Origin of the sequence: Variovorax paradoxus (assembly GCF_030815855.1) — a bacterium.
GTDB classification, from domain to species: Bacteria; Pseudomonadota; Gammaproteobacteria; order Burkholderiales; family Burkholderiaceae_C; genus Variovorax; species Variovorax paradoxus_M.
Genome location: NZ_JAUSXG010000001.1, coordinates 679,104 through 701,753, shown reverse-complemented (window position 1 = coordinate 701,753; position 22,650 = coordinate 679,104). Strand labels below are relative to the sequence as shown.

The following is a 22,650-nucleotide window of genomic DNA, read 5'->3' as shown; positions in this document are numbered from 1 at the left end:
GATGCCCTGGCACGCCCATCTTCATCTCGACTACCGACAGGAATCCGCCCGCAGCGTTGCGCGTTTTCGCCACGACGGGCCGCTGCGCATCCTGCAGAGCCTGTACCCCGAGGGCGATGCGATCTGCCACAACGTGCTGGTGCATCCGCCGGGCGGGCTGGTGGGCGGCGACACGCTCGACATCGACATCGAGGCGGCGGACGGTAGCCACGGGCTGATCACCACGCCGGGCGCTTCGCGCTTCTACCGCTCCGAAGGCGAATTGGCGCTGCAGCGCACGCGCATCCGGCTAGCGAAGGGTGCGCGGCTCGAGTGGCTGCCGCTGGAGGCCATCTGCTATAGCGGGTGCCGGGCCGAGAACCGGCTCACCATCGAGGCCGAACCGGGCGCCGAGTTGATCGGGTGGGACGTGACGGCGCTCGGGCTGCCGAACGCGAATCAGCCGTTCGAACGCGGCACCTATCTGCAGCACATCGAAGCACCGGGTGTCTGGCTGGAGCGCGGGCGCATCGATGCGGCCGACCAGCGGCTGCTGCAAAGCCCGCTGGGCTTCGGCGGGCATCGCTGTATCGCATCGCTGTTCTTCGTGGCGGGCACGCCGGCCACGCGGGCACGGCGCGAGGCGCTGCTTGCGCTCGCGCGCGAAGCTATCGACGCGCGCGGCCTGCAGGAGAGCGCGGGCGCGACGAGTCCGCATGCGGAGATCGTCGTGCTGCGCGTGCTCGCACCGGTGGTCGAGCCCGCAATGCAGCTGCTGCGGCAGGTATGGCAGGCGTGGCGCGCGGAGTTGTGGCAGTTGCCGGCGAGCTCGCCGCGCATCTGGGCGACTTAGCGCCAGACGCTACGCCGCCGGTGTGCCCTGTCGCGCGGCGTGGCTTTCCAGCAGGACGGCCGACAGCGCGAGTATCTTGGTCTGAGGGGCTTCCTTGAGCCACACCAACCTTGTCTTGGCGTGGCCGAATTTCGAATGCAGCCTGTGGACGCTCAGGCGATCGCGCTCTGCGTAGCTGTCGAGCACGCTGTGCGGCACCAGCGCGATGCCCATGCCGACAGCGACACAGCCAAGAATCAGGTGGTAGGAACCGGCCTCCACGATTCGGCCGGGCGCGACGCGGCCGCGCAGGAACCAGTCCTCGAGTCTCTTGCGATGCGGGCAGCCTGGATGAAAGGCAAGGATCGTCTTCGACGGCAGGTCCTTCGGCGACGAGATGCGTGCGTGCCTGGCTTCCGCGACGATCACGAGTTCCTCGTCATAGATCTCGATGGATTCCAGCCGAGGGTCGGAGGTGGGGTCTGCGATGAGCGCCGCATCCAGTTCGGAGCAAAGAACCTGCCTGACCAAGTCGAGGGGATCGCCCGAGAAGAGTTCCAACGCCACTTCGGGGTAGCGTTCATGGAAGCGGCCGAGCGGCTCGGGCAGACGGGCCGCGGCCGTGCTTTCCATCGCGCCGAGGCGTAGCACACCGGTGGGCCGATCCGACTTGATGGCGTTGGTCGCTTCCTTGGCCAAGTCGAGCATGCGGTCGGCGTAGCCGACAAGTATCTTGCCGTGGGGCGTGAGTTGCATTCGGCGTCCCTCGCGCAGGAACAGCTGGACACCCAGCTTTTCTTCCAGGACCTTGATGCGAGCCGTCACGCTCGACTGTGCCCGATGCAGGACCTCCGCTGCCCGCACCACACCGCCGGCCTGGACCACGGTCCGAAAAATCTGCAGATCCGAGAACTCCATGCATCGCCTTCGCTGAACTGTTCGTTCTGTATTTGTCGTTTCTTTGCCGAGCACATTCTCTTTAGAGTTCTTTGCAACTTCAACAAGGCAATGGTTCCTGAATCAGGAATACCAACAGATCATCATGAAAATCGGGCTTATCGGTGTTGGCGTCATGGGAGAACCCATGGCGAAGAATCTCAGGAAGGCCGGGCACAGCGTCACGGTCTACAGCCGAACACCCGCTCGCTGCGACGTACTGCGCCCCTTGGGCATCGAAGTCGCCGACACGCCGGGCCAGGTCTTCGAGGCGTCGGAAACCGTCATCCTCATGGTCCCGAGCCATGCGGAGGTGGACCAGGTTCTGGATCGTTCCTCGGAGGGTGCGATCGCCGCGCCCGTGAGGGGCCGCACCATCGTGCTGATGGCCACCGTGGCACCGGCGTACTCGACGGCGCTGGGCACGAGCCTCGCGGCGGTAGGAGCCCGCTACATCGAAGCGCCGGTTTCGGGCTCCAAGCAACCCGCCGAGACGGCGCAGCTCGTGATCCTGGCGTCGGCCGCCGAGCAGCAGTACATCGACGACGTCCAGCCGCTGTTCGACGCGATCGGAAAGAAGACCGTTCGTTGCGGCCCGGTTCCCATGGCCATGCGCATGAAGCTGGCCAATCAGCTGCTGCTGATTGCCTGCTTCGAGGCGATTTCCGAAGCGACGCACTTCGCTGCAGGCATCGGCCTCGACGTGCAGCAGTTTCTCGACATGGCGCAGGCCGGTCCCTTGGCCAACGACGTGCTGCGCTCGAAAGCCGCCAAGCTCGTGTCGAATGACTTTGCCCAGCAGGCGCCGATCCGCCATGTCGCCAAGGACATCGGACTGGTGTGCGACGAGGCCGAGCAACGCGGCCTGTGGCTTCCGATTTCCACGGCCAACCGTTCGCTGTTTTCGGAGGCCATGCGGGCCGGGCAAGCGCAGGACGACGCCATCGGCATCATCAAGATCCTGCGCAGGGGCAGGTAGCCATGTCTGCAGTTCCTTCCGTCGTGCTGGCAGGGTCCGCGGGGCGGCACTCGCTGGCCCTGGGCATGGTGTGCGGTCTTGCGGTCGCGCTGATCTGGTCGAGCTGGTCGGTGGCCACGCGATTTGCCGTAACCACCACCCTCGGGCCGCATGACGTGACGTTCCTGCGCTTCGGTGTTTCGGCATTGCTCCTGTGGCCCATCCTCGCCCGAAAGGGCCTTGGCATCGCGCAGATCGGCATCGTGCGGTTGCTGGTGATGGTGCTGGGCGCGGGCGTGCCTTTCATGATGCTCGGCTCGGTGGGCATGCAGTTCGCGCCCGCATCGCATGTCGCCACGCTCATGATCGGAACGATGCCGATCTGGGTGGCGGTGTTGTCCGGCATTCTGTTCGGCGAGAAGTTCACCCGCCGGCAACTCGGAGGCATGGCGGTCGTGCTCGCTGGTGTGCTTTGTATCGGCGGCTACGCGCTCCTTGCCAACCGTGCGGCCGGGGAGTGGCGAGGCGATCTGCTGTTCCTGTTTGCAGGCTTCTGCTTTGCAAGCTTCACCATTGCCCAGCGCCGCTCCGGCATCAGCCCATGGCACGCAACGGCGCTGGTGAACGTGTGCTCCGCCGTGCTGTTCGCACCGGTCTACTTCTTCTGGTTCACGCCGAACATCTTCACTGCGCCGCCGGTAGCCGTCGGGTTCCAGGTGATCGCGCAAGGCATTCTGGTCGCGATCCTCGGGATGTACTTCTACACCGAGGCCGTGCGCCGGCTCGGCGCGCCGAGGGCGGCTTTTTTTGGCGCCCTCGCGCCGGTGCTCGCCGTCTTGATCGGCGCACTGTTTCTCAAGGAGATACCGGCCTGGCTCACCATGGCCGGTATCGCCCTGGTGATGGGCGGTGTCGCACTCGTTGTGCGAACACCTGCCGCGTGACCGGGTTTACCATGTGGCTGCGCACGCAAAGGTGGTCCTGGGCGCCGGGTGACGGCACCTCCCGCAGATCAGGCGGCCACCGGCTCGGGAAGAATCGCCGTCAGCGCGAAGTCGACCAGGTGGAGCCAGGTCGCTTCGAGGCCCATGATGCTGTGGTGGTCGGAAGCGGGAACGGTCTGCACGCTGACGGGCGTGGGCCAGGCTGCGATGAGCTTCTGCGAGCGCTCGGGCAGCACCACCTCGTCCCGCTCGGCCAGCAGCACCTGTGTCTTCGCGGCGACTTCCTTGCAGTGCGTCAGCGAATCGAACCGGTGCCGCAGCAGCAGCGCCAGCGGAACGAGCGGAAAACGCTTCTTCGCCACTTCGAGCATCGAATCGTAGGGCGTGACCAGCTGCAGGCTCGAGAACTCCTGCTGCGCCACGAGCTGGATGGCCACGCCCGTTCCCAGGCTCCGGCCGACCACGTGCAGGCGCGCCTGCGGAAAAGCCTTGCGCAAGTGCCGGGCAAACTGCATGGCGTCGGCAACCGATGCGATCTCGGACGGATGGCCCTGTGAATCGGCCACGCCCCGGTAGTTGATTGCGGCAAACCCGAAGCCCTCCGGCAGCCAGTGCAGCGCCTGCGCGGTAGCGCGCACGTCTTCGCCACGCCCCGCGAAGTAGATGAACAGGTCCTGCAGCGCCTCTTCGCCGTGCGGGTGATAGACATACCCGCGCACCATGCCGCCCGGCACGGTGTGAGAGTAGGTGGAGAAATCGTCGGACAAATGAACGACGGGAAGCTTTCGGACGTCGAACAGGATATGTCCCTGGCGCGTGGCCAAGAGAGTCCAGTACGCCGCGATGCCGCCGATGGCGGCGGCCGAAGCCGAGAGTGCAATGCGGAAGGCTTTGGATGACAAGGTTTGCTCCGGGAGAAGGCTCTGCGCCAGGCGGCTACTTCTTGCAGTCGCCGCCGACGGAAACCGTGCCGTCCTTGCACTCGGTCAAGATGCGTTCGCCACCCGCGCGCGGGGCCGAGGGGGTGCCGGGCGAGGCCGCATCCGGCGCAGGTGCGCCTTCGCGCTGATAGACGATCTTCTTGCTGCCGAGCTCGCAACTGCCCACCACCTGGCCGCTTGCCTCGGCATTGGCGTCGACGGTGGTGACCGTGAACCGCGTGACGCCGGACGCAGCGATCTTCGATTCGATCTGGGTGCGCAGGGCTTCGCAGTTTTCAGCTGCGGCATGGGCCGCGCCCGCCGAAGCAAGCGCGATGGAAATCAACCAGAGTTTCATGATGATGAGTCTGTCTCGTACCGAGGGTAGCGAGGGTTTGGTGAGCCAGGAGTCTAGCCCGCCATTCCCGGAAGAAGCATCCTCGCACACGCACTGGTAACCGCAGGTCACGGCCGCCGGCACGCAGACTCATGGGCGCGCTCATTCGCAGGTGTTTCTTCCGGCCGGAGATTGGCGCAGCCGGTTCAGGAAAGTGAGTTGGGTCTTCGCCATATCGCTGCCCTGCGACGCAGCCCGAAGCATCCATCCGCGGGCCTCGCAACGGTCTGCTTGAATCTCGGGGCCGTAAAGCGTCGGGCCCGCCAGCAGCACCATGCCCAGCATCTCCTGCGCCTCGGCGCTGCCCTCCCCGGCGGCTTGCCGAAGCTCGTCGAGCATGGTGCGGTAGTCGCGAGCGGTCTGCGCTTCGAGCGCGAGCTGAAAGCGCTGTTCGGCATGCAGGACGACATTCGTATCTGGCGGCTGCGCCGCCGAGAGCGCCGCCATCAGGCACAGCCCGCTCGCGAGGACGATGCGCCAGCGCAGCGACCAGCTTGCGATTTGATTCAGTTCGGATGCCATCGATGTTCTCCACCAGTTGTTTTGCGTGGAGGCATCGTGGCAGCAAGCGCTTGCAAAAAGAAACGGGATTTCACACAGGAAGACTCAGGCGGCGCCTGAGCCCGCCGCCTGCCGAAGCTTCAGTTCGCGCTCAGGTCCATCAACATGCGCGACAGCAGATAGAGCCGCGGCACCACGCTCTCGACTTCGGCATATTCCTCCGGCGTGTGGATGCCGCCGCCCACGATGCCGAAGCCGTCGAGCACCGGCACGCCCACGCCCGCCACCAGGCTCGCGTCGGCCGCGCCGCCGCTGCTTTCGATGGTGAGCTTCTTGCCGATCTCGGCGTAGATGCCCTCGGCCATGGCGACGAGCTTGTCCGATGCAGGCGAGCGCGGCATCGGCGGCAGGCCGCGGATGAGGCGCACGCGCACTTCGGTGTCGGGAATCAGCTTGTTCTGCGAGATGCGTGCGAGGTCCTTCTCGACGCGGTCGAGCTCCTCGGGCGTGGCGGCGCGCACGTCGCCCTTGGCGCTCGCAGTGGCGGGAATCACGTTGGTCGGCCCGTTGGCTGTGAGCACCGTGAAGTTCACCGTGGTCTTCTTCGCCGCATCGCCCGTCTTCGACAATTGCAGCACCTGGTGCGCCACCTCCATCGCCGCGTTGCGGCCCGCCTCGGGCGCGACGCCCGCATGCGAGGCCAGGCCCTTCACCTCGATGAGGGCCGTGGCCGAGCCCTTGCGCTCCACCACGAGGCCGTCGGCGGGACGGCCCGGCTCCAGGTTGAGCGCCACGTCGTGCTGCTTGGCCACGCGCTCGATGAGCGCGCTGGTGCCGACCGAGCCCACCTCTTCGTTCGTGTCGATGAGGAAGGTGATCTGCCCATAGTCCTTGAAGCCGATCTTCTGCAGGATCTTCAAGGCCTGGAGCCCGGCCACCACGCCGCCCTTGTTGTCCATCACGCCGGGGCCGTAGGCGCGCCCGTCCTTGATGTAGAACGGCTTGGCCGCGGCCGTGCCTTCCTTGAACACGGTGTCGATGTGAGCAAGGATCAGTATCTTCTTCTTGCCCTGCCCCGTGAGCGTGGCGACCACGTTGGTGCCGGGATGCGGCTCGGCGGGAAAGGTCTCGATGCGCGCGCCGAGCTTGTGCAGCTCTTCGACGGCAATTGCGCGGACCTTGTCGAGCCCTTCGGTGCTGGCCGAGCCGGAGTCGATGTTGACCATGCGCTCCAGCAGCTTCAGCGCCTCTTCCTTCTGCTGCGTGGCCGCGTCCAGCGCGCCCTGGTGCGGCTTCTGGGCCATGGCATTGCCGGCGATCAGTGCGCAGGCCAGCACCACGCCGTGGCAGGCGGCGCGCAGCGGCGCGGGTTTCGTGAAGGGGAGGCGCTTGTGCAGAGTCATGAGGTCCGTTCTGTTGTTTGTCCGGGTGTCCCCGGCGGAAAGACGCCCGCTGGTCGCGGGCGCCGCAGGCTATCACCCGCGTTCCGCGCGGGTCAAGCCTGAATGTGGCATCGGCCTTGCGCTGGTGGAAGGCCGCGTCGGCGAAGAGCGCAGCGAGGCCGGCGAACACGGCCGATGCGCGGGGACGACAGCTCAGCGCGCGTGCGCGCGCGTCAACAGGTAGTCCTGATGCAAGACGTTGTCGAAGTGGTAAGGCGCCGCCAGCGCTTCGAACTCGGCGCGCAGCAACTCAAGCTTCTGCGGATCGCCCGCAAGGCTCTCCACCAGCTTTTGCACCGGCCCGACCGAGCGCTCGATGAACAGCCGGAAATGTTCGACGCTGAGGGCCGGGTACGCCATGACGCCGCGATCGAAGAACGGCGCATCGAAGCTCGCCCCGAGCCGCTCGGCCACGGTGGCGGGATTGCCCCACAACGGCGGCGGCGAGGCGCCCGCGGGCGGCGGCGGCGAATTGCGCCCGACGAAGGCGAACATGCGCCCCACGAAGTGCTCGGGCGGCCAGGTGGCGAACGCCACCTGCCCGCCGGGCTTCAGCACGCGGCGCATCTCCGCGATCGCCACCTCGGGGCGCGGCGCGAACATGTGGCCGAACTGGCTGAGCACCACGTCGAACGATGCATCGGCATAGGGAAGCTGCTCGGCATCGCCCTCGGTCCACACGATTTCTTCATGCCTGGCGATGCGCGCGTTCTCGCGGGCCACCTCCAGCAGCTCAGGCGTGAGGTCCAGGCCCGTGACCTTCGCACCGCTTCGCGCGGCGGTGATGGCCACGACGCCGGTGCCCGTGCCGACATCGAGAACGGTTTCGCCCGGTTTGATGCGCGCGAACTTCACGAGGTGCCCCGCGACGGGAGGCGTGAACGTGGCCGTCGGCGCAAAGCTCGACCACATGTCCCGCTGCCGCTTCTTGAACTCTGCGAACGGATCCTGGCTCATGGTGTCCCCCAAGCCGCTCGCGAACGTGCGGGCGTGGGCGGACTGTATTCCTGAAGCTCCGGTCTTGAAAGCCGAATCCCGTACGGCCGGCATGGCCCTAGCAGCAGCGTCCCTTGCCGCCGCCGTAGCGCGCCTCGAGCCGCTCGCGAAAGAAGGCCTCGTAGCTCATCGGCGGCTGGTCCGGGTGGGTGGCCGCCATGTGGCTCAGGTAGGCGTCGTAGTCGGGCAGCCCGACCATGAGCCGCAGCGACTGCTTGAGCGAACGGGCAAAGTAGCGCCCGGCTTCGGGCAATGCGAGCCCCATGGTTTGCTCAGCGCGCGGCCGATGCGGCCAGCGGCTCGAACGGCGTCTCTTGCGCTGTGGGCCGGTTGGCCGCGCGCGCCGCGAGGCAGGCCTTGATGCTGTACACCAGCACGCTCAGCACCACGAACATGAAGAGCGCGCAGAGCGCAGCGTCGAGCCGGTCGTTGAAGACGATGCGCGACATGGCTTCGGGCGTCTTGGCCGGCGCCACCAGCACGCCGTTGGCCAGGCCTTCGGCGTACCTGGCTGCGTGCGAGAGAAAACCGATCTTCGGGTCGGGCGAGAAAATCTTCTGCCAGCCCGCGGTGAGCGTGCACGCCAGCAGCCATGCGGCCGGCGCAATCGCTACCCAGGCGTAGCGCTCGCGCTTCATGCGGAACAGCACCACCACACCGAGCAGCAACGCCACCGCGGCCAGCATCTGGTTGGAGATGCCGAAGAGCGGCCACAGCGTGTTGATGCCGCCCAGCGGATCGACCACGCCCTGGTACAGGAAGTAGCCCCAGGCCGCCACGCACAGCGCGGTGGCGATCAGGTTGGCCGGCAGCGAATCGGTACGCTTGAGCGCGGGCACGAAGCTGCCCAGCAAGTCTTGCAGCATGAAGCGGCCCGCGCGCGTGCCGGCGTCCACGGCCGTCAGGATGAAGAGTGCCTCGAACAGAATCGCGAAGTGATACCAGAAGGCCATCATGGCCTGCCCGCCGATCACCTGGTGAAGGATGTGGGCCATGCCCACGGCCAGGGTCGGCGCACCGCCCGCGCGGCCGAGAATGGTGCTCTCGCCCACGTCCTTGGCGGTTTGCACCAGCATCTCGGGCGTGACCACGAAGCCCCAGCTCGAGATGGTTTGCGCCGCCTGCTGCACCGTGCTGCCCACCAGCGCGGCCGGGCTGTTCATCGCAAAGTAGATGCCCGGCTCGATGCACGAGGCCGCCACCAGCGCCATCACCGCCACGAACGATTCGGCCAGCATGCCGCCGTAGCCGATGAAGCGCGCATGGCGTTCGTTGTCGAGCATCTTGGGCGTGGTGCCCGAGGAGATCAGCGCATGAAAGCCCGACACCGCGCCGCAGGCGATGGTGATGAACAGGAACGGGAACATGCTGCCCGACCACACCGGCCCGCTGCCGTTCGCAAACTGCGTGAGCGCGGGCATCTGCAGCGTGGGCATGACGAACACGATGCCCAACGCCAGCGCGATGATGGTGCCGATCTTCAGGAAGGTCGACAGGTAGTCGCGCGGCGCCAGCAGCAGCCACACCGGCAGGCTCGCGGCCACGAAGCCGTAGCCCACGAGCATCCACGTGAGCGCCTTGCCGTCGAAGGTGAAGAGCGGCGCCCATGCGGGGTTCTGGCTCACGGCCTGGCCGCCGAAGATGGCAAGCATCAGCAGCACGAAGCCGATCAGCGACACCTCGCCGATGCGCCCCGGGCGAATGAAACGCAGGTACACGCCCATGAACAGCGCCACCGGAATGGTGGCCGCGACCGTGAAGGTGCCCCACGGCGATTCGGCCAGCGCCTTCACCACGATCAGCGCCAGCACGGCAAGGATGATGATCATGATCATGAAGGTGCCGAAGAGCGCGATCATTCCGGGCACCGTGCCCATCTCCTGCTTGACGAGGTCGCCGAGCGAGCGGCCGTCGCGCCGCGTGGAGATGAAGAGAATGATGAAGTCTTGCACCGCGCCCGCGAACACCACGCCCGCCAGCACCCACAAGAGCCCGGGCAGGTAGCCCATCTGCGCCGCAAGCACCGGGCCCACCAGCGGGCCCGCGCCCGCAATGGCCGCGAAGTGGTGGCCGAACAGCACGTTCTTGTCGGTCGGCACGTAGTCGAGCCCGTCGTTGTGGCGGTGCGCCGGCGTCTTGCGGTTGCCATCGAGCACCAGCACCTTCTCGGCGATGAACAGGCTGTAGTAGCGGTAGGCGATCAGGTAGGTGCAGATTGCGGCGGTCACCACCCACAGGGCGTTGACGCTTTCACCGCGCGTCAGGGCGACGGTGCCCAGCGCGAATGCGCCGAGCACGGCCACGGCGAGCCACACCAGGTGGCGGCGGATGCTGTGCATGGGAATGTCTCCTCGGTATTGAACCCGGGAGTGTTCCCCGCCCGCCTCGAACCCGCATCCGTCGGACCGCGCGGGCCGCGTGCGTGGCTTTGCGTAATGGAAAACCCGAATTCAGAGCCGGCGCGCCTGCATCGGCTGGCGCGACCAATAGGCGCCGTCGAGCCGATCGAGCCGCACTTCGCCGCCGGTCGATGGCGCATGCACGAACTGCCCCGCGCCGACATAGATGCCCGCATGCGACGGCGTGGACGCGCCGAAGAGCACCAGGTCGCCCGAGCGGATGTCGGACGCCGGCACAGGGCGGCCGAACCCGGCCAAGCTCGCCACCGTGCGCGGCATGGCCTGGCCCGCGTTGTTTCTGTACACGTAGCCGATGAGGCCGCTGCAATCGAACCCGCCTTCGGGCGTGTTGCCGCCATAGCGGTACGGCGTGCCAACCAGGCCCAGTGCATGGATCGCAACGCCATTCGATTGTTCGGTCGTCAGCGGCGAGGTGCTGTATGTGGACGACGATGGCGGCGCTCGTGGGCTCGCGCAGCCCAGCGCCAGCAGGCAGGCGCCGATGGGGAGCAGCCGGAGCAGCAACGGCATGCGGCGGCGTGGCGTGGGCATGGAGGCGTCTTGCAAGTTTGGCATTGGCAATGGCGGGGCTTGTGGACGTCGCCAGACTCTAACGCGATTGGTAGGCGGAAAGATGCAGCGGCTGTGCCCGATGGCAAGATGAGGTGTGCAACAACATGCATGCATGCATGCGTGCACGCCCGCGCAAGCAACGGAGGCAACAGAAAATGGCAATCAACCGTCCCGCCACGATCGACGAATACATCCGCGCTGCCCCACCCGAGGGCCAACCGCATCTGCGCCGGGTGCACGCCATCCTCAAGAGCGTGGCGCCGGACGCCGAGGAAGCGATCAAATGGGGAACCCCTTTCTTCGTAGAGCCCCGGTTCCTGTTTGCTTTCTCCGCGCACAAGGCGCACCTCAGCTTCGCGCCCACGGAAGCGGGGTTGCAGGTATTTCGCCAGGAGCTGGCAAAGCACAAGACAACCAAGAACTACCTTCAGGTTCCCTACGACGTGCCCCTGCCGGAAGACCTGATTCGCAAGATTGCCGAGCACCGCGTCCGCGTCGTACGTGACCGTAAGGACGACGCTTTCTGGTAGCCCCGTTTTTCGAGCAGCAGCCCTTCAGGCTTTCGCCTTCTTCGCCGAAGCTTTCGATTTGCCCGAGCTGTTGAGCGCGACCGCTTCGCGGACCAGCGCCTTGAAGGCGGATTCATCGACTTCTTGTCCTTCGAAGATGTCGATCGCGCGGCGCACGTTGCCATCGAGACTCGAGTTGAAGAGACCGGCCGGATCTTTCAAAGAGGCGCCCTTTGCGAAGGTGAGCTTCACCTTGTCCTTGTAGGACTCGCCGGTGCAGATGATGCCGTCGTGCGACCACACCGGCGTGCCCATCCACTTCACCTCTTCGACGACGCCCGGGTCTGCTTGCTGGATGAGCTTGCGCATTCGGCCCAGCGCTTCCCCGCGCCAGCCCCCGAGCTCGGCGATTCGTTTCGAGATGAGCTCCGATGCCGGCTGGTCCTGGATCGCGTCCGTTTTTTTCATGTTCTCTTCCTGAAAATTCAAGCGCCTGCTTCAACTGCAATGCCCGTGGAGGATAGCCATGCTCCAGGGCAATGCAAAGGGTGCCGTGTGGCACGATGAAAACATGCTCGAGCCCTCCCGCCGCATTCCCGATCCGGCAAAGCCGACGCCTTCGCGCCGCAAGCGCTGGCTCGGCCTGGCCGCGCTCTGCGCCGTGCTCGCCGCGCTTGCCGTGGGTGCGTGGGCCGTCGCGACCGGCAGGGTCGAGATTCCGGAGCGCTTCAATCCATGGGCGCCGCTCGACGTGATGGCGCCGCCGAACTGGCTGACCGGCTTCAGGCTTTCGCGAGCCCGCACCGAGCCGGCGCGCTGCCTTGCGGCGCTCGCGCAAACCGGCATGCAATACGACCTGCTGCCCGACCGCGTCACCGCGCCGGGCTGCGGCTTCCAGAACGCCGTCAGGCTGCGCTCGGCCGGCGTGCGTCTGGGCACGGCGCCTTCGCTCAGTTGCCCGATGGCGCTGTCCTTCTTCATGTGGGAGAGGCACGCGCTGCAGCCGGCCGCCATGCAGCGCTTCGGCCAACCGGTGGCGGCCATCGATCACCTCGGCAGCTATGCCTGCCGCAACGTGAATCGCGGCGAAGGCACCGTGCCGGGCGCGTCGCGCAGCCGGCATGCGACAGCCGATGCGCTCGACGTGGCAGCCCTGACGTTGGCCGACGGCCGTCGCATCACGGTGCTGCAGGCCTGGCCTCGCAGCGGTGCGGCCGATGCGGCAAGCAGCACGAACGACCCCGCCGCCCTGCTGCTGCTCGATGCACACCGCGGTGCCTGCCGCTATTTCAATGGTGTGCTCGGCCCCGACTACAACGCCGCGCACCGGGACCACCTTCACCTGGAAACCGGCGGGTACGACATGTGCCGCTAGCGGTGTGTGCGGGATGAGAACCTTGGAGCTACATCGCCTGCGCGCGTCTTGAAAAGCGCTAGGCGGCCGCATGGGATTCACACACAATCCCGCCGGTGTCGAAGTTTGCACAATGCAAACCAACGCTCCCATCGCGACGCTTTCGAAGGACCGCCAATGAATTGCTCGTTCCGCCGTTCCCTTGTCACGACCGCCGCGGCCCTGAGCCTGGCAGCCGCGCTGGCCTCTTGCGGCGGCGGCGGCGGCGGGGGTGGAGGCGGCGGAGTCGTCGGTGTTCCGGTGGCACCACCCCCGCCCACCACGGCGCAGTTGCCCGAACGCGAAGCGCTCATTGCCCGGGCACGGGCGCTCGAACTGAACACGCCCTACGTGCCGCCTCCCGGCAACGTGCTGGAGCACAACACTTCGGGCTATGCCAAGACGATGTGCTCGGCAGTGTTCATCACGGGCATCGACCCCGACGTTGCCGCTGAAAGCCTCGGCTACTTCGTGGGGCCGTACGAGCAGCGCAAGAACGTCGGCAAGCCCGTGGTCGACCGCGTGAAGAAAGAGGTTCGCATCTCGATTCCCAACGGGCCGACGCTGGTGGCGCGCCATTTCGGCTCGCAGGGCTGCGTCACGCTCCCGGCCGGCAGGGACGATGTGTTCTTCATGCCCGTCGAGGTCAAGACCACGCTGCCCGACCCGGCGACGCAACCCTGGCCGATGGGCGACGTGCTGCCGGGCGACGCGCCGCCGTCCGAAGTCAACATGGCCAAGGTGAACCAGGCCGTCGAAGCTGCGTTCGGCACGCCGGAGGCCTACACCTCGGCCTTCGTGGTCACGCACAAAGGGCGCATCGTTGCGGAGCGCTACATGAACGGCATCGGCGCAACGACACCGCTCGAATCGTGGTCGATGGGCAAGAGCGTCGTGGCCACGATGATGGGCGTGCTCATCAAGCGGGGCGACTACAAGCTCGACCAGCCGGCGCCGATTGCCGAGTGGCAAGGCGCTGGCGATGGGCGGCAGCAGATCAAGATCTCCGACATCCTGCAGATGTCGAGCGGGCTGCGCATCAAGGCGCCGGACGATCCCGACTTCGACCCCAACGGCACCTATCCCGACCACATCTACTACTACACGGGCCGGATCAACGCGTTCAACTACGCTGCCACGCGGCCGCAGCAATGGCCACCCGGCGCCGTGGGCCGCTACCGCAACACCGACCCGGTGCTGGCCAACTACCTGGTGCGCCTTGCGGTGGAAAAGCGCGGCGAGGAGTACCTCTCGTTTCCGCAGCGCGCGCTGTTCGACAAGATCGGCATCCGCTCGATGGTGATCGAGACCGACCCCTACGGCAACTTTCTGACGCAGGGCTACGACTTCATGTCGGCGCGCGACTGGGCCCGACTGGGCAATCTCTACCTGCAAGACGGCGTGTGGAACGGCGAGCGCATTCTTCCCGAAGGTTTTGTCAATTTCGTGAGCAGCGTTGCGCCCGCCTGGGCGGCGGACAAGCGGCCGATCTACGGCGGCTTTTTCTGGATCAACGGGATGAGCTCGCTGGCAATGCCGACCTCGGCCTATTACATGCTCGGCGCCGGAGGCCAGTTCGTGCTGGTGATTCCGTCGCACGATCTCATCGTGGTGCGGATCGGGCATTCCAAGGGCGAGCGGTTCGCGGGATCGACGCTGAACCAGGCACTGGCGCTGCTCACGGCCGCGGTGCCCCGCGTGCGCTGACAGGATTCAGGACGCGGGCTTGCCGCCCCTGCGCAAGGTCGGCAAGCCAACGCCAGCGGCATCGAAGCCGCCGTCCACCGCGAGCACCTGGCCGTTGATGAAGCTGGCCTCGTCGCTGCACAGAAAGCCCACCGCGTTGGCCATTTCTTCCGTCGTGCCGTAGCGGCCCAGCGGGATGGTGTCGTAGTAGTCGGAGCGGATCGCCGTGCTGTGGACGAGCTTGGCCATCTCGGTCTCCACCGGCCCCGGCGCGATCACGTTCACGCGCACGCCGGCATTGCCCAGTTCGACCGCGTATTGCTTGGTCAAGTGAATGAGTGCCGCCTTGCTGGTGCCATAGGCGACACGCAACGTGCTCGCGCGCAGCCCCGAGATGGAGGCGATGTTCACCACCGCCCCGCGCCCGCGCTCGACCATCAGCTTGCCGAACGCCTGCGTGCACAGGAACGCACCGTCGAGATTGGTGCCAAGCACCGCGCGCCATTCTTCGAACGAGATGTCGAGCGCCGGCTTGAACACCGCCACGCCCGCGTTGTTGACCAGCGCATCGACCTGCCCGAAGCGCTCGACCACGGCTTTCGCGGCAGCGTCGACCTGCGACGAATTCGACACGTCGCAGTGCACGCCGAGCACCCTCTCGGGCTGAGCCAGGTCGGCCACGGTTTGATCGAGCGTGACGCCATCGATGTCGAGCAGCGCGACGTTGTAGCCGTGCGCCAGGAACCAATGGCCGATGGCCAGGCCGATGCCGCGCGCGCCGCCAGTGACGACTGCGACGCGAGGGGAAGTGGAGAGCTCAGTCATGGAAGTTTCTGCCGTGGGCAAAGTGACACTCACGGAATTGTGCGCCCGCCGCCCACGGCCCACCACCGAGGTGGCCGTGCGGCGCAGCTCACGTCACCGAGGGGCCGTCAAGCGCACGAAGCCCCAGGCCTGCGGCTCGAACGCGAGATAGTCGAGCGCGGTGCCCACCGCAATCGTGTCGCCGCCTTCGTCCGCGGCGCCGATCACCGTGGGAACGTAGGCGTTGAGGTTGGGGCTGTCGACCACCTCCAAGGCTTGGCTCTTGCTCTGGATGAACCACCAGCCGATCTCCGCTGTCGAGATCAGGCACCAGAGCTGGCGCGAGAGAAGCGCGGGTTGCTTGACGTCCGCGACGATCGACGGGTGCGGCAGTTCCGAGTCCTGGAGCGTCATGACGCGCTCGGGATTCATCGCCGTCTGCAGAAAGTACCACCCCGGGTTTTCCACGGAAGGAATGAACTGCCATTGCTGGCTGGGAGCGCCCGCCTGCTTGGCGCGCGCCACCACTTGCGAGTTGGGCGTGGTTCCCCACACATCCAGCACATCGTTCGGGGAGAGCTTGCGCTGGATGTAGAAGAACTCGCCGTGTCCGGGCGTGGATGCCGGCGCGGAGGCACCGCGCGCGGTGGCCTTCGATGATGATGACGACGATGCGAGAGCGCTCGGCTTCGCACTGTCCTTGGCCGCAGGCTTGGCCTGCACGCCCTCCGTGTACGGCCAGTATTTTTCGATCAGTGCCGTCGCCTCGTCGATGTTCACCGTCTGGCCGTGGCGCTCCAGCAGATCGAGCGCCTGCGAGTTGGTCGAATTTTCCGGAATGAAGCACGGCAGCGTCGGGTTGATGTTCACGTAGCGGTCGCCCAGCAGCATCTTGGCCAGGCGCGGCATCATCTCGGCGGATGTGCCGCTCAGGCACATGTCGAGCACCGGCGAGGGCTGCGACTGGTTCATGAGGAACGGCGGCGTGTTGTCGAACGGATTGCCCGCGCCGTTCATCCATTGGTGGGCGCCCCACGCGTGCGTATCGGTGGCAATCCAGTCAGGCATCAGACCCGTGCCGATGGTGATGGCCACGATGTTCTCCAGCGCCACGCCGCTGCGCACGGCCAGCGCGATGGCAGCGACCGTCGGATCGTGGTTGAAAAACGCGCCGTCGACATTGCCCTGCAGCGAGCCCAGCTGCCCGGGCATCGCGCCGCTGGACGATGCGGCCACGGCAATCGGCGTGTCGCTGTTTCCGTCGAGCCCGTCTCTCTTGTCCCGCTCCGTCTTGAGCATGTTCGTGAACATGAGCGTGTCCCAGGGCTTGGGCACAACGCGGCCATCGCTTTGCGTCTCGAGCCCGCCGACATTGAACGACACGAAGAGCACGTTGCGCCCGGCGTTTGCCACCGTGGTGTCGCCGTGCAGCTTGACCTGCGAGGCAAGAACCTCGTCGATCGGGTATGCGGGCTTACTCGGATCGGCGTTCATCCTGTTGTAGAACGAAATCTCTCCGCCCTTGAACAGATCGATGAGATCTCCAGGCGTCCTGTTTGCCAGCAACTCGCTGGTGATGATGGACCCCGTCGAGCAACCGGCCAGAAGACTGGTGTTGCTCAGTACCACGCCCCCTCTGACGTTGGCCAGCCGCTGGAGAATCGTCGCGGACAAAAGGCCACGAATGCCGCCGCCTACGAACGAGACGATAGTGAACACGGGTTGATTGGGATCCACGGCAGACTCCTGGTGAATGAATACGTCCCGACAGGGGACGGAGTGTCATTGGCAGGAAGATGAATCGTCTACGAGTGGAATCCCGTTCAGCAGAACGGCGTAACCCCAAACGGTGCGTATCGAAAAAGTGATGCCGCGATGGATAAGAAAGCTCGCGTCCGCGTGGCGCGCTAGAGGCCGAAGACCAGCAGCAGGTTGTTCGCGGGCATCGCATGCCGTTCGCGCAATGCGAGGCCTGCTCGGCGCGCCTCTGCCGCCGCATCTTCCAGGCGGCGTATGCCCCAAGCGGAATTGCGAGCGCGCAAGTCTTCGTCGAATGCCAGGTTGCTCGGCGCCGGCGGAACACCTTCTTCGAAGTAAGGCCCGTACGTGACCAGCACCCCGCCAGGAAGCAGATGCCGCGCGGCCCCTTGCATCAGCGCGGCGCACGTGGCCCAAGGCGCGATGTGCAGCATGTTGGCGCAATAGATCGCGTCGAACTTGTCTTCGGCCTTTTGAGAGAACGCCGGACCCTGCGATGGCCATTGAGGCGCCATCACGTCGAGCAGGAGTGGCGGGCGGAGATTGGGCAGTGCAATTTCCGCGACCCGGCTTGCGAGTGCGGGGAGCATGCGCGCGTCTGCGTCGGTGGGCTGCCAGGTCCATTGGGGCATGGCTGCCGCGAACCAGGCGGCGTGCTGGCCTGTGCCCGATGCGATCTCCAGGGCGGCGCCACGCGCGCCGAGGATGCGAAGCAGTGCATCGAGGATGGGCTGCTTGTTGCGGTCGGCGGCGGGACTGTGCGGGAGATCGGTCATTCGAGTTGCTTCGATTGGGTTGGTGTGGCTTGGAGCGTATCAGCGCGTCGGAGTGCTTGCGCGCCAGCCTTTGAGATACCCGGTCACGAGACGTGCACTCTCGTCGATGAGCGCCTCCATCGGATCGTCGCTCAGCACTTTGGAATGATGCAGCACCGCGTTATGCGTCAATGCTTCGATCGTGGTGACACAGACAAACGATGCGAGCTCCAGGTCATCGACGCCGATTTCGTTCCGGGCTCCTTCGAGATAGGCCCTGAACAGACTGAAATTTTCACGACTGAAGGTTTCCAGCTTCTCGAGTTTTCCCACGCGCGGAATCTGCTCCGCGAGCACTCGATGCAATTTCGGATCGAGACGATGCGCTTTAAGGAACGTCTGATCAAGTCGCAAATTGGCTTGAGGACGAGTGTGCTTGCTGTCCCGCTGCGCGCGAAGGCTCGTTGCAGTGGGCATGCCATGCGTTTGAGAGCCTTTGCGGCCCATTCACGCCGTCTGCGGACGCACCTGTCCCATCATCGCAATCAGTTGCCTTCTGGCCATCCACAGATTCGACAACGCAAACAGCGTGATCACATGCGCCGTGTTCTTGGCCAGCCCCTTGAACCTCACCTTCGCAAGGCCGAACTGCCGCTTGATCACCCGGAACGGGTGCTCCACCTTCGCCCGGATGCTGGCCTTTTGATATTCCTGCTTGCGCGCTCTGGTCTTGGCCCGGCCCTCCGGCATCTTCGCCATGTCGCTGGGGCGCCCTGCAATGTGCCATTGCACGCTGCGCTCCACTCGGCTCTGTGCTCCGCGATAGCCCGAGTCGGCCCACACCGCGTCCTCTTTGCCATGCAGCAGGTCGCTCACCTGCTCCACGTCGGCCTCATTGGCCGCCGTGGTCGTCACCGTGTGCACCAGCCCCGAGTCCGCGTCCACGCCGATGTGCGCCTTCATCCCGAAGTGCCACTGGTTGCCCTTCTTCGTCTGGTGCATCTCCGGGTCTCGCTGCCCGCTCTCGTTCTTGGTCGAACTGGGTGCCGCGATGATCGTGGCGTCCACGATGGAGCCTCTCTTCAGAAGCAGCCCCTTCTTGGCCAGGTGGGCATTGACCTGCTTGAAGATGTCCTCGGCCAAATCGCTGGCCTCCAGCAGGTGGCGGAAGTTCAGGATCGTCGTCTCGTCGGGAACCGACTCCATCCCCAGGCCCGCGAACGCGCGCAGCGAGGCGATCTCGTACAGGGCTTCCTCCATCGCCGGATCGCTCAGCGCGAACCAGTTCTGCATCAGGTGCACGCGGAGCATCGCCTCGAGCGGATACGGCCGGCGTCCGCGGCCTGCCACAGGGTAGTGCGGCTCGATGACTTTGAGCAGGGCCTTCCAAGGCACCACCAGTTCCATCTCGGCAAGGAAGACTTCCCGGCGTGTCTTCTTCCTCTTGCCCGCATGCTCAGCATCCGAAAAAACTGATCTGGCTCATCTTTGGCGCTCCTTCAGCATGCGTGATCAACGTTCAGACCGTCTATCGGTGGACTTGATCAGACGTTCCTTAACCGCGACCGCGACGAATTTGCGCATTGCCACGTCCAGCGGCTGGGTCGATACCCGCGTCAACTCGCTTCGCACCGTTTGCATGATCTGCTGTTGGTGGCGCTCGACCACGGCGGCGACAAGCGCCTCCTTGCTGGGGAAATATTGATAGAGCGAACCGATGCTTACCCCCGCAACCTCCGCAATGCGATTGGTGCTCGCCTTGTCGAAGCCTTCCTTGACCAGAATGCGAGCAGTTGCCTCGATCAGGTTTTCGACCGTCACGCGCGATCGCTCCTGAGTCGCGATTTTCCTGGGCTTGATAGCTGGTTTTCGCGCCATTTTCTGGTGCCGCCAATGCGAGTAGAAAAAGCGAATAATCGCTCATATTCTTGGCTGACGTGCAAGGTTCGCGCAACATCTTGCATGTGAGATCTGTAGCGCGCAAACACTCCAGGAGATCCACAACGTGGACAACACATTGCATCGCCTCTTCAGATACAAAGCGTGGGCGAACGACCACCTATTGACCGCGCTTGCCCGGCTTGGCGACAACTCCCCGATCACCGCATTGGCCATCAAGGCTTTGAGCCACACCTATGTGGTCGACCGGATATTCGCCGCGCATGTCAAGCGAGAAGCTCACGCGTACCCATCGGCCAATCTGGGTGAGATGCCGACACTGGAATATCTATCTATTGATCTCAGAAGAAGCGACCAGGAATACATCGACTATGTGTCGACGCTCGACCTTGGCCAATTGACCGAACGAATCGATTTCGCATTCACCGACGGCGCACCGGGGCGTATGTCCCGCGAGGAGATGCTCATGCATGTCGTCACCCACGGAGCAGGTCATCGAGGACAGATCAGCGCAGTGATGCTGCTCAACTCAGCTCCCCCGGCCAAGGATGGCTTCACGACGTATCTGCATGAGGCGGAAGCGTCTGCGAGAGGGCGAGTTCCAGCCTGAAACTGGGGGCCGGCGGGTGACTGAAGCACGCTCCAGGCCTGCCGATGCAGCCTTCCGCGCGGGCCGGGAAGCACCATCACGCATGGCAGTGCTTGAACGAGCCGATATGTAACCCTGCGTATCGAGATCAGTCACTTTTGGGCAGAATCCGCCAAGAGGAGGAAATCACCGATGGCTCGCCGCAAAAAAACCAGCCCCGCCGAAGACGTGGTCGACCTGATCGCGCTGTTGCCTTGGTACGTGGGGGTCATTCTGGCGATTGCCGGGTACCTGCTGCTCCACCGCATCGCGATAGCGCCCCTTCCGGTTGCCCTTGCCCCCGGCGAGATGGGCAACGCGATGGTCGGAGCCGTGGGACGCGGCCTTGCAACCGCCGGGCAATACATCGTGCCGATCCTCTGCCTTGCTGGCGCGGCCATCTCCGCTTGGCGCCGTCACGCGCGCCGATCATTGGTGGACAGCGTGACCCGCTCAGACGCGCCCGACATCCTCGACAACATGAGTTGGCGCGAATTCGAGATGCTCGTCGGCGAGGGCTTTCGCTTGCAGGGCTACCAAGTCACGGAGAACTTCGAGCCGGGCCCAGACGACGGCGTCGATCTCACCCTTCGCAAGAACGGAGAGAAGTACCTGGTGCAGTGCAAGCAATGGCGGGCCTTCAAGGTTGGCGTGCCGGTGGTGCGCGAGCTCTACGGCGCCATGGCGGCCAAGCGCGCCGCCGGTGGATTCGTGGTCACGTCTGGTCGATTTACGCCGGAGGCCGAAGCTTTCGCCAGTGGTCGCAACCTCCGCCTGCTCGATGGCCCGCAACTGCACCGGTTGTTGACGCAGGCCCGAGGAAGCTCTTCGGCCAAGCCCGACGATCGCAACAAGGCGGGGCATGCCAGCAATGCAGCACCTCAGGCTGCGAAGACGGCCGCCCCGAGCTGCCCCAAGTGCACGCAGCCCATGGTGCGACGTACGGCGAAGAAGGGAGCCAACGCAGGCCAGGAATTCTGGGGGTGTTCGGACTATCCGCGTTGCCGCGGCACCGCCGCTTGACGGTTGTAAGTACTGTGGCCCGCCGAGGGTCGGCTATGCAACGATCGCGGTCTGTCGTGCGTCTGCAATTGGCGTCCGCTTCTTGCTAGTGAACTGCCCTTCAACGCGGCTGCTCCGACTACCAGCGGGAATAAAAGCTGGCCACAAAAGTCGGGGCGATTCAGTTCGCCCTGTGCTGTTAGCCTTACATGGTCGGCAGGGCCTCTGCCACGCCAACTCCGGCCATCGTGCCCAATTTTAGAAGTGAACTCACTATGACCAGCCCGCTGTACAACGCCTCCGTTCCCGTCATGCAGCAGATGCTGCGCGCCCTATCCGACGTGCTCAAGAAGGCCGAAGACCACGCGACGCAAAAAAATATCGATTCAAATGCGCTGCTGCAGGCGCGGCTGTTCCCTGACATGTTTCCGCTGGTACGTCAGGTACAGATCGCCGCAGACTTCTCCAAGGGCATTGCCTCCCGCCTGGCTGGTGCCGAGGTGCCGTCCTGGCCCGACACTGAGGTCAGCTTCGCCGACCTGCAAGCGTTGATCGCCAAAGCTTTGGCCCATATCGGCTCCTTCAAGTCTGAGCAATTTGATTCGAGCGAGAGCCGCGAGATCGTATTGCGCCCCGGCACTCCCAAGGAAAAGAAGCTGACCGCAGGTGCATATCTTCTACACTATGGACTGCCGCAGTTTTTCTTCCACTTGACCACCACCTATGCCATCTTGCGCCACAACGGTATTGAGATCGGTAAGCGCGACTACATGGGTGCCTACTAACCCAAGACAGACAGGAGTTCAGCCACTCTGGCCACTACCGCTCGATAGCAACTAGAGCCTCCGCGTTCGACGTTGGTCTGCTGATGGCGGCTATGCAGCGGAAGTGGACTGCCGCTGCTCAAGGCTAGACTTCCGAGTTCGGCCAAAAGCAGAAGTTCGCCTCGACCCTCCAGTTTTTCCCCAACGACCATCAAGATGCAGTTCTTGTTCGAAATCGAAGACGTGTTTGATATCGGCGGCCGAGGTTGTGTGCTCGTGCCGGTGGTTCCGTACGCGTTCGGACGGGACGTGAAGACTGGGGCGCAGCTCCTCATCGAGACTCCGCAGGGCGCGCAGGTTCGGACGAACATCGCCGCCTTCGAGATGATTAACCGAGGGCGGCCTATGGTTCACGCGCCGTTTTCCTTGCCTCGTGCGGTCGCGAAGGCCAGTCTTCCCGTAGGCTCGAAGGTGTACCTTCTCGGCTCCGCCGCCGTCTGATGGCCAAGACCGGGCAGTCGACGGCGAGGCAGAATTCGCCCCAACGCGACCATTTGGTTTCAGCGGATCCATCA

The 22,650-nt window shown here is 64.9% G+C and carries 25 protein-coding genes and 1 pseudogene; 10 read left to right on the top strand and 16 right to left on the bottom strand.

Annotation, left to right across the window (positions count from 1 at the left end):
* Position 1: 1 nt before the first annotated feature.
* Positions 2-832, top strand: coding sequence for an urease accessory protein UreD (locus tag QFZ42_RS03395; RefSeq protein WP_307699597.1), 831 nt, complete (start codon positions 2-4; stop codon positions 830-832).
* 9 nt (positions 833-841) lie between these two features.
* Here the strand turns inward: QFZ42_RS03395 and QFZ42_RS03390 are convergent, their stop codons facing one another.
* On the bottom strand, positions 842-1,729 hold the full coding sequence (locus QFZ42_RS03390; RefSeq protein ID WP_307699596.1) for a LysR family transcriptional regulator: 888 nt from the start codon (positions 1,727-1,729) through the stop codon (positions 842-844).
* Between the two features lie 124 nt (positions 1,730-1,853).
* Here QFZ42_RS03390 and QFZ42_RS03385 point away from each other — a divergent pair, with 124 nt between their 5' ends.
* A complete protein-coding gene (locus QFZ42_RS03385; protein ID WP_307699595.1) occupies positions 1,854-2,726 on the top strand; it encodes an NAD(P)-dependent oxidoreductase in 873 nt (290 codons plus the stop codon).
* 2 nt (positions 2,727-2,728) lie between these two features.
* On the top strand, positions 2,729-3,649 hold the full coding sequence (locus QFZ42_RS03380) for a DMT family transporter (protein ID WP_307699594.1): 921 nt from the start codon (positions 2,729-2,731) through the stop codon (positions 3,647-3,649).
* Positions 3,650-3,717: 68 nt separating this feature from the next.
* Here QFZ42_RS03380 and QFZ42_RS03375 read toward each other — a convergent pair whose 3' ends face one another.
* From QFZ42_RS03375 to QFZ42_RS03340, 8 genes are all read right to left on the bottom strand, one after another.
* Complete coding sequence (locus QFZ42_RS03375) at positions 3,718-4,551, bottom strand: alpha/beta hydrolase (protein WP_307699593.1); 834 nt, start codon at positions 4,549-4,551, stop codon at positions 3,718-3,720.
* A 34-nt stretch (positions 4,552-4,585) separates the two neighbouring features.
* The gene (locus tag QFZ42_RS03370; protein ID WP_307699592.1) at positions 4,586-4,927 is read right to left on the bottom strand and encodes a DUF1161 domain-containing protein; all 342 of its coding nucleotides are present in this window, start codon (positions 4,925-4,927) and stop codon (positions 4,586-4,588) included.
* A gap of 141 nt (positions 4,928-5,068) precedes the next feature.
* A complete protein-coding gene (locus tag QFZ42_RS03365) occupies positions 5,069-5,488 on the bottom strand; it encodes a sel1 repeat family protein (protein WP_307699591.1) in 420 nt (139 codons plus the stop codon).
* Positions 5,489-5,607: 119 nt separating this feature from the next.
* Complete coding sequence (locus tag QFZ42_RS03360) at positions 5,608-6,870, bottom strand: glutamate carboxypeptidase (RefSeq protein ID WP_307699590.1); 1,263 nt, start codon at positions 6,868-6,870, stop codon at positions 5,608-5,610.
* A gap of 192 nt (positions 6,871-7,062) precedes the next feature.
* Positions 7,063-7,866, bottom strand: a complete 804-nt coding sequence (locus QFZ42_RS03355) for a class I SAM-dependent methyltransferase (RefSeq protein ID WP_307699589.1) — start codon at positions 7,864-7,866, stop codon at positions 7,063-7,065.
* A gap of 97 nt (positions 7,867-7,963) precedes the next feature.
* Positions 7,964-8,170 (bottom strand): YbdD/YjiX family protein, encoded by a 207-nt coding sequence (locus tag QFZ42_RS03350; RefSeq protein WP_307699588.1) that lies wholly within the window; start codon positions 8,168-8,170, stop codon positions 7,964-7,966.
* Positions 8,171-8,177: 7 nt separating this feature from the next.
* Entirely contained in the window at positions 8,178-10,244 is a 2,067-nt protein-coding gene (locus QFZ42_RS03345) for a carbon starvation CstA family protein (protein ID WP_307699587.1), read from the bottom strand.
* Between the two features lie 111 nt (positions 10,245-10,355).
* Positions 10,356-10,871, bottom strand: coding sequence for a C40 family peptidase (locus tag QFZ42_RS03340; protein ID WP_373423303.1), 516 nt, complete (start codon positions 10,869-10,871; stop codon positions 10,356-10,358).
* A gap of 161 nt (positions 10,872-11,032) precedes the next feature.
* Between QFZ42_RS03340 and QFZ42_RS03335 the strand changes: the two genes are divergently transcribed.
* Positions 11,033-11,407 (top strand): iron chaperone, encoded by a 375-nt coding sequence (locus QFZ42_RS03335; RefSeq protein WP_307699585.1) that lies wholly within the window; start codon positions 11,033-11,035, stop codon positions 11,405-11,407.
* 24 nt (positions 11,408-11,431) lie between these two features.
* Here the strand turns inward: QFZ42_RS03335 and QFZ42_RS03330 are convergent, their stop codons facing one another.
* Positions 11,432-11,854 carry a DUF1801 domain-containing protein gene (locus tag QFZ42_RS03330; protein ID WP_307699584.1) on the bottom strand — a complete coding sequence of 141 codons (423 nt, stop codon included), beginning with the start codon at positions 11,852-11,854 and terminating at the stop codon, positions 11,432-11,434.
* 103 nt (positions 11,855-11,957) lie between these two features.
* Between QFZ42_RS03330 and QFZ42_RS03325 the strand changes: the two genes are divergently transcribed.
* Complete coding sequence (locus QFZ42_RS03325) at positions 11,958-12,761, top strand: extensin-like domain-containing protein (protein ID WP_307699583.1); 804 nt, start codon at positions 11,958-11,960, stop codon at positions 12,759-12,761.
* Between the two features lie 156 nt (positions 12,762-12,917).
* The gene (locus QFZ42_RS03320; RefSeq protein WP_307699582.1) at positions 12,918-14,486 is read left to right on the top strand and encodes a serine hydrolase domain-containing protein; all 1,569 of its coding nucleotides are present in this window, start codon (positions 12,918-12,920) and stop codon (positions 14,484-14,486) included.
* Between the two features lie 6 nt (positions 14,487-14,492).
* On the opposite strand, the gene QFZ42_RS03315 is transcribed toward QFZ42_RS03320, so the two are convergent.
* The 6 genes and pseudogenes from QFZ42_RS03315 to QFZ42_RS03290 all read right to left on the bottom strand — a co-directional run bounded on the left by QFZ42_RS03315 (position 14,493) and on the right by QFZ42_RS03290 (position 19,603).
* Positions 14,493-15,290, bottom strand: coding sequence for an SDR family NAD(P)-dependent oxidoreductase (locus tag QFZ42_RS03315; RefSeq protein ID WP_307699581.1), 798 nt, complete (start codon positions 15,288-15,290; stop codon positions 14,493-14,495).
* Positions 15,291-15,383: 93 nt separating this feature from the next.
* Positions 15,384-17,006, bottom strand: a complete 1,623-nt coding sequence (locus tag QFZ42_RS03310; RefSeq protein WP_307699580.1) for a patatin-like phospholipase family protein — start codon at positions 17,004-17,006, stop codon at positions 15,384-15,386.
* Positions 17,007-17,176: 170 nt separating this feature from the next.
* Entirely contained in the window at positions 17,177-17,803 is a 627-nt protein-coding gene (locus QFZ42_RS03305) for a DUF938 domain-containing protein (protein WP_307699579.1), read from the bottom strand.
* A gap of 39 nt (positions 17,804-17,842) precedes the next feature.
* A complete protein-coding gene (locus tag QFZ42_RS03300) occupies positions 17,843-18,289 on the bottom strand; it encodes a hypothetical protein (protein WP_307699578.1) in 447 nt (148 codons plus the stop codon).
* Positions 18,290-19,252: pseudogene (locus QFZ42_RS03295) on the bottom strand (IS5 family transposase); the annotation flags it as partial. It lies immediately after the preceding gene.
* 42 nt (positions 19,253-19,294) lie between these two features.
* Positions 19,295-19,603: a TetR/AcrR family transcriptional regulator gene (locus QFZ42_RS03290; protein ID WP_307699577.1), complete on the bottom strand. Its 309-nt coding sequence runs from the start codon at positions 19,601-19,603 to the stop codon at positions 19,295-19,297.
* 184 nt (positions 19,604-19,787) lie between these two features.
* Here QFZ42_RS03290 and QFZ42_RS03285 point away from each other — a divergent pair, with 184 nt between their 5' ends.
* The 4 genes from QFZ42_RS03285 (at position 19,788) to QFZ42_RS03270 (ending at position 22,576) form a co-directional block, all read left to right on the top strand.
* Entirely contained in the window at positions 19,788-20,291 is a 504-nt protein-coding gene (locus QFZ42_RS03285; RefSeq protein ID WP_307699576.1) for a DinB family protein, read from the top strand.
* Between the two features lie 171 nt (positions 20,292-20,462).
* Positions 20,463-21,332: a restriction endonuclease gene (locus QFZ42_RS03280; protein ID WP_307699575.1), complete on the top strand. Its 870-nt coding sequence runs from the start codon at positions 20,463-20,465 to the stop codon at positions 21,330-21,332.
* Positions 21,333-21,586: 254 nt separating this feature from the next.
* Positions 21,587-22,096 (top strand): DUF1993 domain-containing protein, encoded by a 510-nt coding sequence (locus QFZ42_RS03275; protein ID WP_307699574.1) that lies wholly within the window; start codon positions 21,587-21,589, stop codon positions 22,094-22,096.
* 195 nt (positions 22,097-22,291) lie between these two features.
* Positions 22,292-22,576, top strand: a complete 285-nt coding sequence (locus QFZ42_RS03270) for a hypothetical protein (RefSeq protein WP_307699573.1) — start codon at positions 22,292-22,294, stop codon at positions 22,574-22,576.
* Positions 22,577-22,650 lie beyond the last annotated feature (74 nt).